Annotated in this window: 13 protein-coding genes; 10 read left to right on the forward strand and 3 right to left on the reverse strand. The window is 70.4% G+C overall.

The genetic code is table 11. The features are described 5' to 3' along the window. Positions 1-265 precede the first annotated feature (265 nt). Positions 266-2,794, forward strand: a complete 2,529-nt coding sequence (locus tag ACGF8A_RS01325; RefSeq protein WP_393102956.1) for a RelA/SpoT family protein — start codon at positions 266-268, stop codon at positions 2,792-2,794. A 77-nt stretch (positions 2,795-2,871) separates the two neighbouring features. On the opposite strand, the gene ACGF8A_RS01330 is transcribed toward ACGF8A_RS01325, so the two are convergent. Continuing rightward, positions 2,872-4,101 (reverse strand): DUF349 domain-containing protein, encoded by a 1,230-nt coding sequence (locus tag ACGF8A_RS01330; RefSeq protein ID WP_393102957.1) that lies wholly within the window; start codon positions 4,099-4,101, stop codon positions 2,872-2,874. Between the two features lie 136 nt (positions 4,102-4,237). Then, on the reverse strand, positions 4,238-5,059 hold the full coding sequence (locus ACGF8A_RS01335) for a peptidylprolyl isomerase (protein ID WP_393102958.1): 822 nt from the start codon (positions 5,057-5,059) through the stop codon (positions 4,238-4,240). A gap of 179 nt (positions 5,060-5,238) precedes the next feature. Between ACGF8A_RS01335 and ACGF8A_RS01340 the strand changes: the two genes are divergently transcribed. From ACGF8A_RS01340 to rpsD, 5 genes are all read left to right on the forward strand, one after another. Beyond that, positions 5,239-5,946: an MBL fold metallo-hydrolase gene (locus tag ACGF8A_RS01340; protein WP_393102959.1), complete on the forward strand. Its 708-nt coding sequence runs from the start codon at positions 5,239-5,241 to the stop codon at positions 5,944-5,946. Between the two features lie 11 nt (positions 5,947-5,957). Continuing rightward, positions 5,958-7,220: a histidine--tRNA ligase gene (gene hisS, locus ACGF8A_RS01345; protein ID WP_393102961.1), complete on the forward strand. Its 1,263-nt coding sequence runs from the start codon at positions 5,958-5,960 to the stop codon at positions 7,218-7,220. A 172-nt stretch (positions 7,221-7,392) separates the two neighbouring features. Continuing rightward, positions 7,393-8,049, forward strand: a complete 657-nt coding sequence (locus ACGF8A_RS01350; RefSeq protein ID WP_393102963.1) for a vitamin K epoxide reductase family protein — start codon at positions 7,393-7,395, stop codon at positions 8,047-8,049. A 46-nt stretch (positions 8,050-8,095) separates the two neighbouring features. Beyond that, a complete protein-coding gene (locus ACGF8A_RS01355; RefSeq protein ID WP_393102965.1) occupies positions 8,096-9,451 on the forward strand; it encodes a replication-associated recombination protein A in 1,356 nt (451 codons plus the stop codon). A gap of 304 nt (positions 9,452-9,755) precedes the next feature. Then, a complete protein-coding gene (gene rpsD / locus ACGF8A_RS01360) occupies positions 9,756-10,370 on the forward strand; it encodes a 30S ribosomal protein S4 (protein ID WP_129796831.1) in 615 nt (204 codons plus the stop codon). Between the two features lie 23 nt (positions 10,371-10,393). Here the strand turns inward: rpsD and ACGF8A_RS01365 are convergent, their stop codons facing one another. Then, positions 10,394-12,553, reverse strand: coding sequence for an ATP-binding protein (locus ACGF8A_RS01365; protein WP_393102967.1), 2,160 nt, complete (start codon positions 12,551-12,553; stop codon positions 10,394-10,396). A gap of 159 nt (positions 12,554-12,712) precedes the next feature. On the opposite strand from ACGF8A_RS01365, the gene ACGF8A_RS01370 reads away from it, so the two are divergent. Genes ACGF8A_RS01370 through ruvX form a run of 4 tightly spaced genes read left to right on the forward strand, consistent with a single transcriptional unit; the run spans position 12,713 to position 16,657 of the window. After that, on the forward strand, positions 12,713-13,147 hold the full coding sequence (locus ACGF8A_RS01370; RefSeq protein WP_393102969.1) for a DUF948 domain-containing protein: 435 nt from the start codon (positions 12,713-12,715) through the stop codon (positions 13,145-13,147). Between the two features lie 9 nt (positions 13,148-13,156). Next, the gene (locus tag ACGF8A_RS01375) at positions 13,157-13,507 is read left to right on the forward strand and encodes a hypothetical protein (protein WP_393102971.1); all 351 of its coding nucleotides are present in this window, start codon (positions 13,157-13,159) and stop codon (positions 13,505-13,507) included. Next, a complete protein-coding gene (gene alaS / locus ACGF8A_RS01380; protein WP_393102973.1) occupies positions 13,507-16,179 on the forward strand; it encodes an alanine--tRNA ligase in 2,673 nt (890 codons plus the stop codon). The genes ACGF8A_RS01375 and alaS overlap by 1 nt, the downstream gene beginning before the upstream one ends. A gap of 13 nt (positions 16,180-16,192) precedes the next feature. After that, entirely contained in the window at positions 16,193-16,657 is a 465-nt protein-coding gene (ruvX, locus tag ACGF8A_RS01385) for a Holliday junction resolvase RuvX (RefSeq protein WP_393102975.1), read from the forward strand. Positions 16,658-16,671 lie beyond the last annotated feature (14 nt).

The raw sequence follows: 16,671 nt of genomic DNA on the forward strand, positions 1-16,671 counted from the left end.
ACAAAAACCCCCTCGGCGCCCCCCACGCACCCGCCCGAAGGCAAGCACGAACCGGCCCGCCGCCCCCGCGTAAGCCGCAGGCAAGGCGCATGCAAGCGGTGTGACACCGTGGACGGACGGGCGGAGGAATCCGATGTCCGCGTCAGGCGTTCCCTGGGTACACGGCCCTCACATCGGCCTGAAGGCGATCCTGGAGCTCAGGATCGCTACCATGGGGACTTCCGGAGCCTGACCGGGGGACCCGGATCGCGCACGAGGAGCCCTCTTGCCAGACGAGGCCCAGCACCTGACCGCCGCCAAGCCCGAGCGCGCCTCGGAGCAGGCGGCCCAGCCCGCGCAGCACGCGAGGAACGACTCCCGCGGATCGGTCGATGCCCAGTCCGCGCCCGTCGCGAAGGCCGCCGAGCAGTCGCGCCCCAAGCCGGCCGCCCCCGAGCGCCCCGCGTCCACCGCCCCGATCCGGCCCGCCGCGACGCCCCAGACGCCCCGCTCCGGCTCCTCCAACCGCGTCCGCGCCCGCCTGGCCCGTCTCGGCGTCCAGCGCGCCAACCCCTACAACCCGGTCCTGGAGCCCCTGCTCCGGATAGTCCGCAGCAACGACCCCAAGATCGAGACGTCGACGCTGCGCCAGATCGAGAAGGCCTACCAGGTCGCCGAGCGCTGGCACCGCGGCCAGAAGCGCAAGAGCGGCGACCCGTACATCACACACCCGCTCGCGGTGACGACCATCCTCGCCGAGCTCGGCATGGACCCGGCCACCCTCATGGCGGGCCTGCTGCACGACACCGTCGAGGACACCGAGTACGGCCTGGAGGACCTGCGCCGCGACTTCGGCGACGTGGTCGCGCTGCTCGTCGACGGCGTCACGAAGCTGGACAAGGTCAAGTTCGGCGAGGCGGCGCAGGCCGAGACCGTGCGCAAGATGGTCGTCGCGATGGCCAAGGACCCGCGTGTACTGGTCATCAAGCTCGCCGACCGCCTGCACAACATGCGCACCATGCGGTACCTCAAGCGCGAGAAGCAGGAGAAGAAGGCGCGCGAGACCCTGGAGATCTACGCGCCGCTCGCCCACCGCCTCGGCATGAACACCATCAAGTGGGAACTGGAGGACCTCGCCTTCGCGATCCTCTACCCCAAGATGTACGACGAGATCGTACGGCTGGTGGCCGAGCGGGCGCCGAAGCGTGACGAGTACCTGGCCATAGTGACCGACGAGGTCCAGCAGGACCTGCGCTCCGCCCGCATCAAGGCGACCGTCACCGGCCGCCCGAAGCACTACTACAGCGTCTACCAGAAGATGATCGTCCGCGGCCGTGACTTCGCGGAGATCTACGACCTGGTGGGCATCCGCGTCCTCGTGGACACCGTCCGCGACTGCTACGCGGCCCTCGGCACGGTGCACGCGCGATGGAACCCGGTCCCCGGCCGGTTCAAGGACTACATCGCGATGCCCAAGTTCAACATGTACCAGTCACTGCACACGACGGTGATCGGCCCCAACGGCAAGCCGGTCGAACTCCAGATCCGCACGTTCGACATGCACCGCCGCGCCGAGTACGGCATCGCCGCGCACTGGAAGTACAAGCAGGAGGCCGTCGCCGGTGCCTCCAAGGTGCGTACCGACGTGCCCAAGGCGTCCGGCAAGGACAAGGACGCCATCAACGACATGGCGTGGCTGCGGCAGCTCCTCGACTGGCAGAAGGAGACCGAGGACCCGGGCGAGTTCCTGGAGTCGCTGCGCTTCGACCTCTCCCGCAACGAGGTCTTCGTCTTCACCCCCAAGGGCGACGTCATAGCGCTCCCCGCGGGTGCCACCCCCGTGGACTTCGCCTACGCCGTGCACACCGAGGTCGGCCATCGCACCATCGGGGCGCGGGTCAACGGCCGTCTCGTCCCGCTCGAGTCCACCCTGGACAACGGCGACCTGGTGGAGGTCTTCACCTCCAAGGCGGCGGGCGCGGGCCCGTCCCGGGACTGGCTCGGCTTCGTGAAGTCGCCGCGCGCCCGCAACAAGATCAGGGCGTGGTTCTCCAAGGAGCGCCGCGACGAGGCGATCGAGCAGGGCAAGGACGCCATCGTCCGCGCGATGCGCAAGCAGAACCTGCCGATCCAGCGCATCCTCACCGGCGACTCCCTGGTCACGCTCGCGCACGAGATGCGCTACCCGGACATCTCCGCGCTGTACGCGGCGATCGGCGAGGGACACGTCTCCGCGCAGAACGTGGTGCAGAAGCTGGTCCAGGCCTTCGGCGGCGAGGAGGCGGCCACCGAGGAGATCGACGAGAGCGTGCCGCCGGCGCGCGGACGAAGCCGCAAGCGCCGGTCCAGCGCGGACCCCGGCGTGGTGGTCAAGGGCGTCGACGACGTGTGGGTCAAGCTGGCCCGCTGCTGTACGCCCGTCCCCGGCGACCCGATCATCGGCTTCGTCACGCGCGGTAGTGGTGTATCGGTTCATCGCAGCGACTGTGTCAACGTGGACTCACTGTCCCGGGAGCCCGAGCGCATCCTCGACGTCGAGTGGGCGCCCACCCAGTCCTCGGTCTTCCTGGTCGCCATCCAGGTCGAGGCCCTCGACCGCTCCCGGCTCCTCTCGGACGTCACACGCGTGCTGTCCGACCAGCACGTCAACATCCTCTCCGCGGCCGTCCAGACCTCCCGCGACCGTGTCGCCACCTCCCGCTTCACCTTCGAGATGGGCGACCCGAAGCACCTCGGGCACGTCCTGAAGGCGGTCAGGGGAGTCGAGGGCGTGTACGACGTGTACCGCGTGACATCGGCGCGCAGCCGGGCGTGAGCGGGTAGGGCGTACGAGAAGGGGCCCTGTACCGGGGAGGTACGGGGCCCCTTCTCGTCGTCCGCGCGCAGGCGGGGTCAGCCGCCGAACTCCTGCAGACCCTTCAGCGCCTGGTCCAGAAGCGCCTGGCGGCCCTCCAGCTCCCGCTCCAGCTTGTCCGCCTTGGCGTTGTTGCCCTGGGCGCGCGCCTGCTCGATCTGCTTTCGGAGCTTGTCGACGGCGGCCTGGAGCTGGCCGGTCAGACCCTCGGCACGCGCGCGTGCCTCCGGGTTCGTCCGGCGCCAGTCGGCCTCCTCGGCCTCCTGGATGGCCCGCTCCACGGCGTGCATCCGGCCCTCGACCTTGGGCCGGGCGTCGCGCGGCACATGGCCGATGGCCTCCCAGCGCTCGTTGACCGAGCGGAAGGCGGCCCGCGCGGCCTTCAGATCGGTCACCGGGAGGATCTTCTCGGCCTCCTCGGCCAGCTCCTCCTTGAGCTTCAGGTTCTCCGCCTGCTCCGCGTCCCGCTCGGCGAAGACCGAGCTGCGGGCGGCGAAGAAGACGTCCTGGGCGCCGCGGAAGCGGTTCCACAGGTCGTCCTCGTGCTCACGCTGGGCGCGGCCCGCCGCCTTCCACTCCGACATCAGCTCGCGGTAGCGCGCGGCCGTCGGACCCCAGTCCGTCGAGGCCGACAGCTGCTCGGCCTCGGCGACCAGCCGCTCCTTGGTCTTGCGGGCTTCCTCGCGCTGCGCGTCCAGCTGCGCGAAGTGCGCCTTGCGGCGCTTGGAGAACGCGGACCGGGCGTGCGAGAAGCGGTGCCACAGTTCGTCGTCCGACTTGCGGTCCAGCCGCGGCAGGCCCTTCCAGGTGTCCACCAGGGCCCGCAGCCGCTCACCGGCCGCCCGCCACTGGTCGGACCGGGCCAGCTCCTCCGCCTCGGCGACCAGCGCCTCCTTGGAATGCCGGGCCTCGTCGGTCTGCCGCGCCCGCTGCGCCTTGCGCTCCTCGCGGCGCGCCTCGACCGTCTGCACGAGCTTGTCCAGCCGGGTCCGCAGCGCGTCCAGATCGCCGACCGCGTGGTGCGCGTCGACCTGCTCGCGCAGATGGTCGATGGCCGCCGTGGCGTCCTTCGCCGACAGGTCGGTGGTCTTCACTCGCTTCTCGAGGAGGCCGATCTCGACAACCAGGCCCTCGTACTTGCGCTCGAAGTAGGCCAACGCTTCCTCGGGGGAGCCGGCCTGCCAGGAACCGACGACCTGCTCGCCGTCGGCCGTACGCACGTACACGGTCCCCGTCTCGTCGACGCGGCCCCACGGGTCGCTGCTCACAGCGCCTCCTCCACATGATGCCTGCGAGGGGCCTGAAGCTCCCCCGGGCATCGTCCACAGTTTCGTCACGGCCAACATAGGCGACCGGCGGGTTGCCTGTCCGCATCCCGCGCGACCGAAATTTCGCAGTTGGGGGTCAGGATTTAGTGACGGTTGCCTTGTTGAGAACGACCGTCGCGTTGGGTGCCCCGTCACCGGCGCCGGTGCTCTCACCAGCGTCGGCGATCTTCTTCAGGACCGCCATTCCGGACTCGGAGACGGTACCGAACGGTGTGTAGCTCGGCGGCAGCTGGCTGTCCTGGTAGACGAGGAAGAACTGGCTGCCGCCGGAGCCCGGCTGGCCGGTGTTCGCCATGGCGACGGTACCGGCGGGGTAGATGTTGTCCTTGAGGCTTTTGTCCTTCAGGTTCTCGTCCGGAATCGTGTACCCGGGACCGCCGCTGCCGCTGCCCGTCGGGTCGCCGCACTGGAGCACGTAGATGCCGTTGGTCGTCAGCCGGTGGCACTTGGTGTGGTCGAAGTAGCCCTTGCCGGCCAGGAAGCTGAAGGAGTTGACGGTGTGCGGGGCCGCCGACGCCTTCAAGGCGATGTCTATGTCGCCGCAGGTCGTCGCGAGCTTCATGGTGTAGTCGGCCGACTTGTCGATGGTCATCGCCGGCTCCTTCTTCCAGGTCTCCGTCCCTGGCTTGCCGGCGGCCGGCTTGTCGCACGGGTCCGGGGCCTTGGACGGCGACGGCTGCGCGCTCTCCGTGACCTCCGCGCCCGCGTTGGTCTTGCCGTCGTCCTTGAGCACGCCGGTCGTGTACAGCGCGAGGCTGCCGATCAGGACCACGCCGAGCGCCGAAGCGATCACGGCGTTGCGCATGCGCGACTTGCGCCGGGCGTCGGTGCGCCGCTGCTGCTGCCGCAAGAACTTCTCCCGGGCGAGCTGACGCCGCCGCTGTTCCTGGCTGACCACCGGATTTACTCCTCATGCGTCTAGAACGTCGACCGTACGCGTGCGTCTAGTGGGCCGACCGCCTGCGTGTGCCCCGTACCGTATATGGGTTCGCTGAGGAATCGGCAGCGCCGGTAGGCTCTTGACGTCAGGCGCAGCCGTCGCCGAGTCCGCCCGTATCGACACAACGAAGGACGATCGTGCTCATTGCCGGGTTCCCCGCCGGGGCCTGGGGGACGAACTGTTATCTCGTCGCCCCCGCCGCCGGTGAGGAGTGCGTGATCATCGACCCGGGCCACCAGGCCGCCCCCGGAGTCGAGGAAGCACTGAAGAAGCATCGGCTCAAGCCCGTCGCCGTCGTCCTCACCCACGGTCACATCGACCATGTGGCCTCGGTCGTCCCGGTCTGCGGAGCGCACGACGTACCGGCCTGGATCCACCCCGAGGACCGCTACATGATGAGCGACCCGGAGAAGGCCCTCGGCCGGTCGATCGGCATGCCGCTGCTGGGCGAGCTCACCGTGGGGGAGCCGGACGACGTGAGGGAACTGGCCGACGGGGCCGTGCTGGAACTGGCGGGACTGGAGTTCTCGGTCGCGCACGCGCCGGGCCATACCAAGGGGTCGGTGACCTTCCGGATGCCCGAGGCCGCGGACGTGCCGTCCGTGTTCTACTCCGGGGATCTGCTCTTCGCCGGCTCCATCGGACGCACCGACCTGCCCGGCGGTGACATGGCCGAGATGCTCGACTCGCTGGCCCGCGTGTGCCTGCCGCTCGACGACTCGACCGTGGTGCTGTCCGGCCACGGCCCCCAGACCACCATCGGCCAGGAGCGCGCCACCAACCCGTATCTGCGGCAGGTGGCCGCCGGCCAGGGAGTCCCCGGGACTCCCCGACGAGGAATGTGACGAGACTTTCCGTGAGCACCTTCAAGGCCCCCAAGGGCACGTACGACCTGATCCCGCCGGACAGCGCGAAGTACCTGGCCGTCCGGGAGGCGATCGCGGCCCCGCTGCGCAACTCCGGCTACGGCTACATCGAGACCCCCGGCTTCGAGAACGTCGAGCTGTTCGCGCGCGGTGTAGGCGAGTCCACCGACATCGTCACCAAGGAGATGTACGCCTTCGAGACCAAGGGCGGCGACCGGCTCGCCCTGCGCCCCGAAGGCACCGCGTCGGTGCTGCGCGCCGCGCTGGAGGCCAACCTGCACAAGGCGGGCAACCTGCCGGTGAAGCTGTGGTACTCGGGCTCGTACTACCGCTACGAGCGCCCCCAGAAGGGCCGTTACCGGCACTTCTCCCAGGTCGGCGCCGAGGCGATCGGCGCGGAGGACCCCGCCCTGGACGCCGAGCTGATCATCCTGGCCGACCAGGCGTACCGCTCGCTGGGTCTGAGCGACTTCCGCATCCTGCTCAACAGCCTGGGCGACAAGGAGTGCCGCCCCGTCTACCGAGCCGCCCTCCAGGAGTTCCTGCACGGCCTGGACCTCGACGAGGACACCCTGCGCCGCGCGGAGATCAACCCGCTGCGGGTGCTCGACGACAAGCGCGAGTCGGTGCAGAAGCAGCTCACGGGCGCCCCGCTGCTGCGCGACCACCTCTGCGACGCCTGCAAGGCGTACCACGAGGAGGTCCGCGAGCTGATCACCGCGGCGGGCGTCGGCTTCGAGGACGACCCGAAGCTGGTGCGCGGTCTGGACTACTACACGCGGACCACCTTCGAGTTCGTCCACGACGGGCTGGGCTCGCAGTCCGCGGTGGGCGGCGGCGGACGCTACGACGGCCTGTCGGAGATGATCGGCGGCCCCGCGCTGCCCTCCGTCGGCTGGGCCCTCGGCGTCGACCGCACGGTGCTCGCCCTGGAGGCGGAGGGCATCGAGCTCGAACTCCCCGCCGCCACCAGCGTGTTCGCGGTGCCGCTCGGCGAGGAGGCCCGCCGCGTGCTGTTCGCCAAGGTCACCGAGCTGCGCAAGCAGGGCGTCGCCGCGGACTTCTCCTACGGCGCCAAGGGCCTCAAGGGCGCGATGAAGAACGCCAACCGCAGCGGCGCCCGGTACACGATCGTGGCCGGTGAACGCGACCTCGCCGACGGCGTGGTCCAGCTCAAGGACATGGAGTCCGGCGAGCAGACGGTTGTCGGCGTGGGCGAGATCGTGGCGGAACTGGAAGCCCGGCTGGGCTGATCACGCCGACCGGGGCGCCGGAGTTCCCGAGGGGCGTCCGGCGCCCTTGCCCGTGTCCGGAACCGATCGGCGGGCCGTAGGTCCTTATGCGCAGCGAACGGTGACTTACGCGCGCGTGCGGCACAATGTCCCCTGCCGGAAGCATGCCCTCTCGAGCGACGGAATCGGCGTGATGAGCAAGACGACAGTCAAGGACGTCTCCACCGAGCCGGAGCCGCGTGACGTGGCCTCCGGGCCGCACGCGGCAGGCGGCAGCCGGGTCTTCGCCCTGCTGCTGGTGATCACGGGCGCGGCAGGACTGCTCGCCGCGTGGGTCATCACGCTCGACAAGTTCAAGATCCTGGAGGCCAAGGCCCGGGGCGAGACGTTCACGCCGAGTTGCAGCCTCAACCCGATCGTCTCCTGCGGCAGCGTCATGGAGAGCGCCCAGGCCTCCGTCTTCGGTTTCCCCAACCCGATGCTGGGCCTGGTCACCTACGGCATCGTGATCTGCGTCGGCACGAGCCTGCTCGCCCGGGCCCGCTTCCCGCGCTGGTACTGGCTCACCTTCAACGCGGGCACGCTCTTCGGCGTCGTCTTCTGCGCCTGGCTGATGTTCCAGTCGCTGTACCGGATCAACGCGCTGTGCCTGTGGTGCTGCCTGGCCTGGGTCGCCACCATCGTCATGTTCTGGTACGTGACCTCGTTCAACATCCGCAACGGCTTCCTGCCGGCACCGGACGGCCTCAAGCGGTTCTTCGCCGAGTTCACCTGGGTGCTGCCGGTCACGCACATCGGCATCATCGGCATGCTGATCCTGACCCGCTGGGGCAGCCAGCTCTGGGCCTGAGCCCGGGGGCGGCGGCGCTGTCAGTGCCGTGATTTAGGGTTTCAGCGTGGAGCCCGACCTGTTCACCGCCGCCGCAGAAGAACGCCAGGAGAAGGACCCGACCGCGAGTCCCCTGGCGGTGCGCATGCGCCCGCGCAGCCTCGACGAGGTGGTGGGCCAGCAGCATCTGCTGCAGCCCGGATCACCCCTGCGCCGGCTGGTCGGCGAGGGCGCCGGGGGACCGGCGGGCCCGTCCTCGGTGATCCTCTGGGGGCCGCCCGGCACCGGCAAGACGACCCTGGCGTACGTCGTCTCCAAGGCGACCGACAAGCGGTTCGTGGAGCTGTCCGCGATCACCGCCGGCGTCAAGGAGGTCCGCGCGGTCATCGACGGCGCCCGCCGCGCCACCGGCGGCTTCGGCAAGGAGACCGTCCTCTTCCTGGACGAGATCCACCGCTTCAGCAAGGCCCAGCAGGACTCCCTCCTCCCGGCCGTGGAGAACCGCTGGGTCACGCTGATCGCGGCGACGACCGAGAACCCGTACTTCTCGGTGATCTCGCCCCTGCTCTCCCGCTCCCTGCTGCTCACCCTCGAACCCCTCACCGACGACGACGTGCGCGGCCTGATCAGGCGCGCCCTCGCCGACGAACGCGGTCTCGCCGGCGCCGTCACCCTCCCCGACGACACCGAGGCCCACCTCCTGCGGATCGCCGGCGGCGACGCACGCCGCGCCCTGACCGCGCTGGAGGCCGCCGCCGGAGCCGCCCTCGACAAGGGGGAGGCCGAGGTCGGCCTGACGACGCTGGAGGAGACCGTCGACCGAGCCGCCGTGAAGTACGACCGTGACGGCGATCAGCACTACGACGTGGCCAGCGCCCTCATCAAGTCGATCCGCGGGTCCGACGTCGACGCCGCGCTGCACTACCTGGCCCGGATGATCGAGGCCGGCGAGGACCCCCGTTTCATCGCCCGCCGTCTGATGATCTCCGCCAGCGAGGATGTCGGCCTCGCCGACCCGGGCGCCCTGCCGCTGGCGGTAGCGGCCGCCCAGGCGGTCGCCATGATCGGTTTCCCCGAGGCTGCCCTCACCCTCAGCCACGCCACCATCGCCCTCGCCCTGGCGCCGAAGTCCAACGCCGCGACGACCGCGATCGGCGCCGCCCTGGACGACGTACGCAAGGGGCACGCGGGGACGGTGCCCGCGCATCTGCGGGACTCCCACTACAAGGGGGCGGGCAAGCTCGGCCACGGGCAGGGGTACGTGTACCCGCACGACCTGCCCGAGGGCATCGCCGAGCAGCAGTACGCGCCGGACGCCCTGAAGGACCGGGAGTACTACACACCGACCCGGCACGGCGCCGAGGCGCGGTACGCGGACGCCGTCGAGTGGACCAGGAAGCACCTCGGTCGTAGGCGGTCCTGAGCTCCCTGTAGAATCCCGTCAGTGCTGAGTCCCGTGCTGTCAGAGCGGGACAGCCAGCCGGAGATCCAGTCCCCCGTGGACTGCCTCCAGGAGCGTCGCGCACCGTCGAATGGTGTCGCGGGCAGCCCACCACCACCCGTCACGGACGGGAGCGGTCGGTGGGCCGTTCGTGTGCTGCACGTATGTGCCCAGACCAGGGGAGCGGCTGCCCGGCAGGTCCGTTGCGGACCTGGTGGGATTCCCCGGCTGCGGATGCGACCTCCCTCACTGCTGACAAGCCGGAGAACTAGGAAAGAGACACACAGTGGCGAACCAGTCCCGCCCCAAGGTCAAGAAGTCGCGTGCGCTCGGCATCGCGCTGACCCCGAAGGCCGTCAAGTACTTCGAGGCCCGCCCCTACCCGCCGGGCGAGCACGGCCGTGGCCGCAAGCAGAACTCGGACTACAAGGTCCGTCTGCTCGAGAAGCAGCGTCTGCGCGCGCAGTACGACGTGTCCGAGCGTCAGCTCGTCCGCGCCTACGAGCGTGCCTCCAAGGTTCAGGGCAAGACCGGTGAGGCCCTGATCATCGAGCTGGAGCGTCGTCTCGACGCCCTGGTCCTGCGTTCGGGTATCGCCCGCACGATCTACCAGGCCCGCCAGATGGTCGTCCACGGCCACATCGAGGTCAACGGCCAGAAGGTCGACAAGCCGTCGTTCCGCGTCCGTCCCGACGACGTCGTGATGGTCCGCGAGCGCAGCCGCGAGAAGACCCTCTTCTCCATCGCCCGTGAGGGCGGCTTCGCCCCCGACGGCGAGACCCCGCGCTACCTCCAGGTGAACCTCAAGGCCCTGGCGTTCCGCCTGGACCGCGAGCCGAACCGCAAGGAGATCCCGGTGATCTGCGACGAGCAGCTCGTCGTCGAGTACTACGCCCGCTGACCCGGACGTAGCTCACCCGCGCATCAGCCCGTCGTCTCCCCGCCCTTGCGGGTGGGGGAGGCGGCGGGCTTTCGCATGCGCGCGACTCCCCGGCCCTGCCGCACCGGCCCGCGCGGCTGCGGCAGCGCCGCCACCGGCCCCGGCCGGCCGAGCGCCCGCCCCACCGCCTCCTCCCGGCCGAGCCGCCCACCCTGCCGCACGCAGGCCTCGTACCGCTCGTCGCCGAGCAGCTGCCGGGCCGTCGCCTCGCACAGCTCGTGCGGGGTGTTGTAGTACGCCGACCCGAACAGCGGCAGGCCGACCGACGGCCACATGCCCCGGGCCGCCCCCTGGAGCACCGCGGCCTCGGCAGGGTCGCCGTCCGCCGTCGTCACCAGCGCCAGCAGCTCTACCGCCAGTACCGAGCCGAGCAGGTCGTGGAAGGCGTGGGCGCCGGTCAGGCAGTCGGTGAGCAGCTCGCGGGCGCGGGCCGGGTCGCCCTCGGTCCAGGCGGCGTACGCGAGGACGAACAGTGCGTAGCCGCGGGCCCAGTGCTCGCCGTGGTCCTCGCACACCCGGCGCACGTCGTCGCACAGCTTCACCGCGTCCGCCAGATCGCCCTGGAACGCCCGCGCCATCGCCAGCTCGACCTGGGCCATCAGGACGTTGCTGTTGAGCTCACCGATCTTCTGGTAGCGGTCCAGCGCCGAGCGCAGCAGCGCTTCTGCGCGTGGCATGTCGTCCGTGACGAGCGCCAGACAGCCGGTGCGATGCTCGGCGTAGGCCAGCGCCGTGGCGTTTCCGGACCGCTCCGCCTCCTCCCCGCACTCCTGGAGCGCGGCAAGGGCCAACACCGGGTCCCCCTGGAGCACGGCGACGTAGCCGAGCACCCACAGGGCCTTCAGCCGGGAGTGCTCGTTGCCCGAGTCGAGCTGAAGGCCCCGTTCCAGCCAGTGCCGTCCCTCCGACAGCCGCCCGCAGCCCGCCCAGTAGAACCACAGCGAGCCCGCGAGGTACTGGCCCAGGTGGGCCTCCTCCGGTTCCGTCAGGCAGTGGTCCAGGGCGGAGCGCAGATTGGGCAGTTCCACGTCGATGCGTGCCGCCACCTCGCCCTGGCGGGGCGAGAACCAGTCCAGCTCGCACCAGGTCGCGAGGCCCACGTACCAGTCGCGGTGCCGCCGCCGCAGCCGGCCCGCGTCCCCGGTCGCCTCGAGCCACTGCGCGCCGTACGCCCGGACCGTGTCCAGCATCCGGTAGCGCAGCCCGGCCGGGGTGTCCTCGCGGGTCACCACGGACTGCGCGATCAGTTCGGTCAGCACGTCGAGGACGTCGTCGGCGTCCAGCCCCCCGCCGCTGCACACGTACTCGGCGGCCTCCAGGTCGAACGAGCCGGCGAACACCGACAGCCGCGCCCACAGCAGCCGCTCCCCGGGTGTGCACAGCTCGTGGCTCCAGCCGATCGCCGTGCGCAGCGTCTGATGCCGGTGCGGTGCCTCCCGCCCGCCGCCGGTCAGCAACCGGAACCGGTCGTCGAGCCGGTCCAGCAACTGCCCGGGGGACAGTGCCCGCAGTCGCCCCGCCGCCAGCTCGATCGCCAGCGGGATCCCGTCCAGACGCCGGCACACCTCCCGTACGGCCCGCTCGTCGTCGCACGCCGCCCCGTGCTGCGCGGCGCGGTCCGCGAACAGCTCGACCGCCTCCGCCTCCCCGAGCGGCGCCAGCGGGAACTGCCGCTCACCGGCGACTCCCAGCGGCCGGCGCCCCACCGCCAGCACCCGCAGCCCCGGCGCCCGCCGCAGCAGCTCCGTCACCAGTGCGGCACACGCGCCCACCAGATGCTCGAACCCGTCGAGGAGCAGCAGGAGTTGCCGCTCGGCGAGATGGCCCAGCAGCGTCTCGCGCGGCGGCCGTGTGGTGTGGTCGGTCAGCCCCAGCGCCTCCACGACCGCGTGGTCCACGAACTCCGGATCGCTCACCGGCTCCAGATCCACGCGCCACACCCCGCCCGGCGGCGCGTACCGGGTGGCAGCCCGCGCCGCGAGCCGGGACTTTCCGACCCCGCCGGTCCCGGTCACGGTCACCAACCGGGAGACCTCCAGCGCCCGGACCAGCCCGGTGAGTTCGGCCGCCCGGCCCACGAACGCGTCCAGCTCCAGAGGGAGATTGCCGAGGGCGGGGCCGCCGTCGCGCTGAGGAGGTCGCATAGGACACGGAGCGTACTGAACCGTGTTCAGTCCGTACAATCACTTCACGCAACTCCGCCCAGGCCGCGCCGTAATCCGGTACGGAGCGCAAGCCCCGGCGCGATAGGCTCGGTGCACGACTTTTTCGATGTTCAGGCACGTTTAGGGAGCGGGTGCGCAGTGTCCGGTGGAGAGGTGGCCGGCATCCTGGTGGCCGTCTTCTGGGCGATCCTGGTCTCCTTCCTCGCCGTGGCTCTGGCGAGGCTGGCCCAGACGCTCAGGGCGACCACCAAGCTGGTGGCGGACGTGACCGACCAGGCAGTGCCGCTGCTCGCGGACGCCTCCTCGGCGGTGCGCTCCGCGCAGACCCAGATCGACCGGGTCGACGCGATCGCCACGGACGTCCAGGAGGTCACGTCCAACGCGTCCGCGCTCTCCACGACCGTCGCCTCCACCTTCGGCGGCCCGCTGGTCAAGGTCGCCGCCTTCGGCTACGGCGTGCGCCGGGCGCTCGGCGGCCGCAAGGAGGACGTGCCCGCCAAGTCGTCCAGGCGTACCGTGATCGTGGGCCGTACCGTCCCGGCCGCACGGCGGGCCAAGCGGAAGAAGGACTGAGACCTAGCGATGTTCCGCCGTACGTTCTGGTTCACCACGGGCGTCGCCGCCGGCGTGTGGGCGACCACCAAGGTCAACCGCAAGCTGAAGCAGCTCACCCCCGAAAGCCTCGCCGCCACGGCGGCCGACAAGGCGATCGAGGCGGGCCACCGGCTCAAGGACCGGGCGGTGGGCTTCGCCCTCGACGTCCGCGCCGGCATGGCCCAGCGGGAGGCCGAGCTGGAGGACGCGCTGGGCCTGCACGCGGACCCGGAACTGCCCCCCGCGCGGCGTCACGCCGTCATCGACAACCGCAACAAGCCGAAGACGTACGTCATCGACAACACGACGTACACGTACAACCGGAATGAGGACCACTGATGGAGTCGGCTGAGATCCGCCGTCGCTGGCTGAGCTTCTTCGAGGAGCGCGGGCACACCGTCGTCCCTTCGGCGTCGCTCATCGCGGACGACCCGACTCTGCTCCTCGTCCCCGCCGGCATGGTGCCCTTCAAGCCCTACTTCCTGGGCGAGGTCAAGCCGCCGTACCCGCGCGCCACCAGCGTGCAGAAGTGCGTGCGCACGCCCGACATCGAGGAGGTCGGCAAGACCACCCGGCACGGCACGTTCTTCCAGATGTGCGGCAACTTCTCGTTCGGCGACTACTTCAAGGAAGGCGCCATCAAGTACGCCTGGGAGCTGCTCACCAGCCCTCAGGACAAGGGTGGTTACGGCCTGGAGCCGGAGAAGCTCTGGATCACCGTCTACAAGGACGACGACGAGGCCGAGCGCATCTGGCACGAGGTCGTCGGCGTGCCGAAGGAGCGCATCCAGCGCCTCGGCATGAAGGACAACTACTGGTCCATGGGCGTCCCGGGCCCCTGCGGCCCCTGTTCCGAGATCAACTACGACCGCGGCCCCGAGTTCGGCGCCGAGGGCGGCCCCGCCGTCAACGACGAGCGGTACGTGGAGATCTGGAACCTCGTCTTCATGCAGTACGAGCGCGGCGAGGGCATCGGCAAGGACAACTTCGAGATCCTCGGCGAACTGCCCAGCAAGAACATCGACACGGGCCTCGGCCTCGAGCGTCTCGCCATGATTCTGCAGGGCGTGCAGAACATGTACGAGATCGACACCTCCATGGCCGTCATCAAGAAGGCCACCGAGCTGACCGGTGTCGCCTACGGCGACGCCCACGACTCGGACGTCTCGCTGCGCGTGGTCACCGACCACATGCGCACGTCCGTGATGCTCATCGGTGACGGCGTCACCCCCGGCAACGAGGGCCGCGGCTATGTGCTGCGCCGGATCATGCGCCGCGCCATCCGCAACATGCGCCTGCTGGGCGCCACCGGCCCGGTCGTCAAGGACCTGATCGACACGGTCATCGCGATGATGGGCCAGCAGTACCCCGAGCTCATCACCGACCGCGAGCGCATCGAGAAGGTCGCCGTCGCCGAGGAGAACGCCTTCCTCAAGACGCTGAAGGCCGGCACCAACATCCTCGACACGGCCGTGACCGACACCAAGGCCGCCGGCGGCACCGTCCTGCCCGGCGACAAGGCCTTCCTGCTCCACGACACCTGGGGCTTCCCGATCGACCTCACCCTGGAGATGGCCGCCGAACAGGGTCTTTCCGTGGACGAGGACGGCTTCCGGCGCCTGATGAAGGAGCAGCGCGAGCGCGCCAAGGCCGACGCCCAGGCCAAGAAGACCGGCCACGCCGACGTCGGCGCCTACCGTGAGATCGCCGACGGCGCCGGTGAGACCGACTTCGTCGGCTACACCGACACCGAGGGCGAGACCACGATCGTCGGCATCCTCGTCGACGGCGCCTCCTCCCCGGCCGCCACCGAGGGCGACGAGGTCGAGATCGTCCTGGACCGCACCCCGTTCTACGCCGAGGGCGGCGGTCAGATCGGCGACACCGGCCGCATCAAGGTGGACAACGGCGCCGTGATCGAGGTCCGGGACTGCCAGAAGCCGGTGCCCGGCGTGTACGTCCACAAGGGCGTCGTCCAGGTCGGCGAGGTCACCGTGGGCGCCAAGGCCCACGCCACCATCGACAGCCGCCGCCGCACGGCGATCGCCCGCGCCCACTCGGCCACCCACCTCACCCACCAGGCCCTGCGTGACGCGCTCGGCCCGACCGCGGCCCAGGCCGGCTCCGAGAACCAGCCCGGCCGCTTCCGCTTCGACTTCGGCTCGCCGTCCGCCGTCCCGACGGCCGTGATGACCGACGTCGAGCAGAAGATCAACGAGGTGCTCACCCGCGACCTCGACGTGCACGCCGAGGTCATGGGGATCGACGAGGCCAGGAAGCAGGGCGCCATCGCCGAGTTCGGCGAGAAGTACGGCGAGCGGGTCCGCGTCGTGACGATCGGCGACTTCTCCAAGGAGCTGTGCGGCGGCACGCATGTGCACAACACCGCCCAGCTGGGCCTGGTGAAGCTGCTCGGCGAGTCCTCCATCGGCTCGGGTGTGCGCCGTATCGAGGCCCTGGTCGGCATGGACGCCTACAACTTCCTCGCCCGTGAGCACACGGTCGTCGCCCAGCTCCAGGAGCTGGTCAAGGGCCGTCCGGAGGAGCTTCCGGAGAAGGTCTCCGCCATGCTCGGCAAGCTGAAGGACGCCGAGAAGGAGATCGAGAAGTTCCGCGCCGAGAAGGTGCTCCAGGCCGCCGCCGGTCTCGCCGAGTCCGCCAGGGACGTCCGCGGTGTGGCGCTCGTCACCGGTCAGGTCCCGGACGGCACCACCGCCGACGACCTGCGCAAGCTCGTGCTCGACGTGCGCGGCCGCATCCAGGGTGGCCGGGCCGCCGTGGTGGCCCTGTTCACGACGGTGGGCGGCAAGCCGCTGACGGTCATCGCCACCAACGAGGCCGCCCGCGAGCGCGGGCTGAAGGCCGGTGACCTGGTCCGTACCGCGGCCAAGACCCTCGGTGGCGGCGGAGGCGGCAAGCCGGACGTCGCCCAGGGCGGCGGCCAGAACCCGGCCGCCATCGGCGACGCCGTCGACGCCGTCGAGCGGCTCGTGGCGGACACGGCCAAGTAAGGGTCTGGTGGAGATGCGCAGAGGACGTCGTCTCGCGATCGACGTCGGGGACGCCCGTATCGGGGTCGCCTCGTGCGACCCCGACGGGATCCTCGCCACGCCGGTCGAGACGGTCCCCGGGCGGGACATCCCCGCGGCTCACCGTCGGCTGAGGCAGCTTGTCGAGGAGTACGAGCCGATCGAGGTCGTCGTCGGTCTCCCGCGTTCCCTGAAGGGGGGCGAGGGGCCCGCGGCGGCCAAGGTCCGCGGCTTCGCCCAGGACCTGGCCAAGGGCATCGCCCCGGTGCCGGTCCGGCTCGTGGACGAGCGGATGACGACGGTGACCGCGGGGCAGAGCCTCCGCGCGAGCGGCAAGAACTCCAAGAAGGGCCGCTCGGTCATCGATCAGGCCGCCGCGGTCGTCATCCTGCAGCAGGCCCTGGAATCCGAACGGGTGTCAGGTAATACGCCCGGTGAGAGCGTCGAAGTGGTCATCTGATCGCGATACGGTAA

Origin of the sequence: Streptomyces sp. NPDC047706, assembly GCF_043204795.1 — a bacterium.
Classification (GTDB): Bacteria; Actinomycetota; Actinomycetes; order Streptomycetales; family Streptomycetaceae; genus Streptomyces.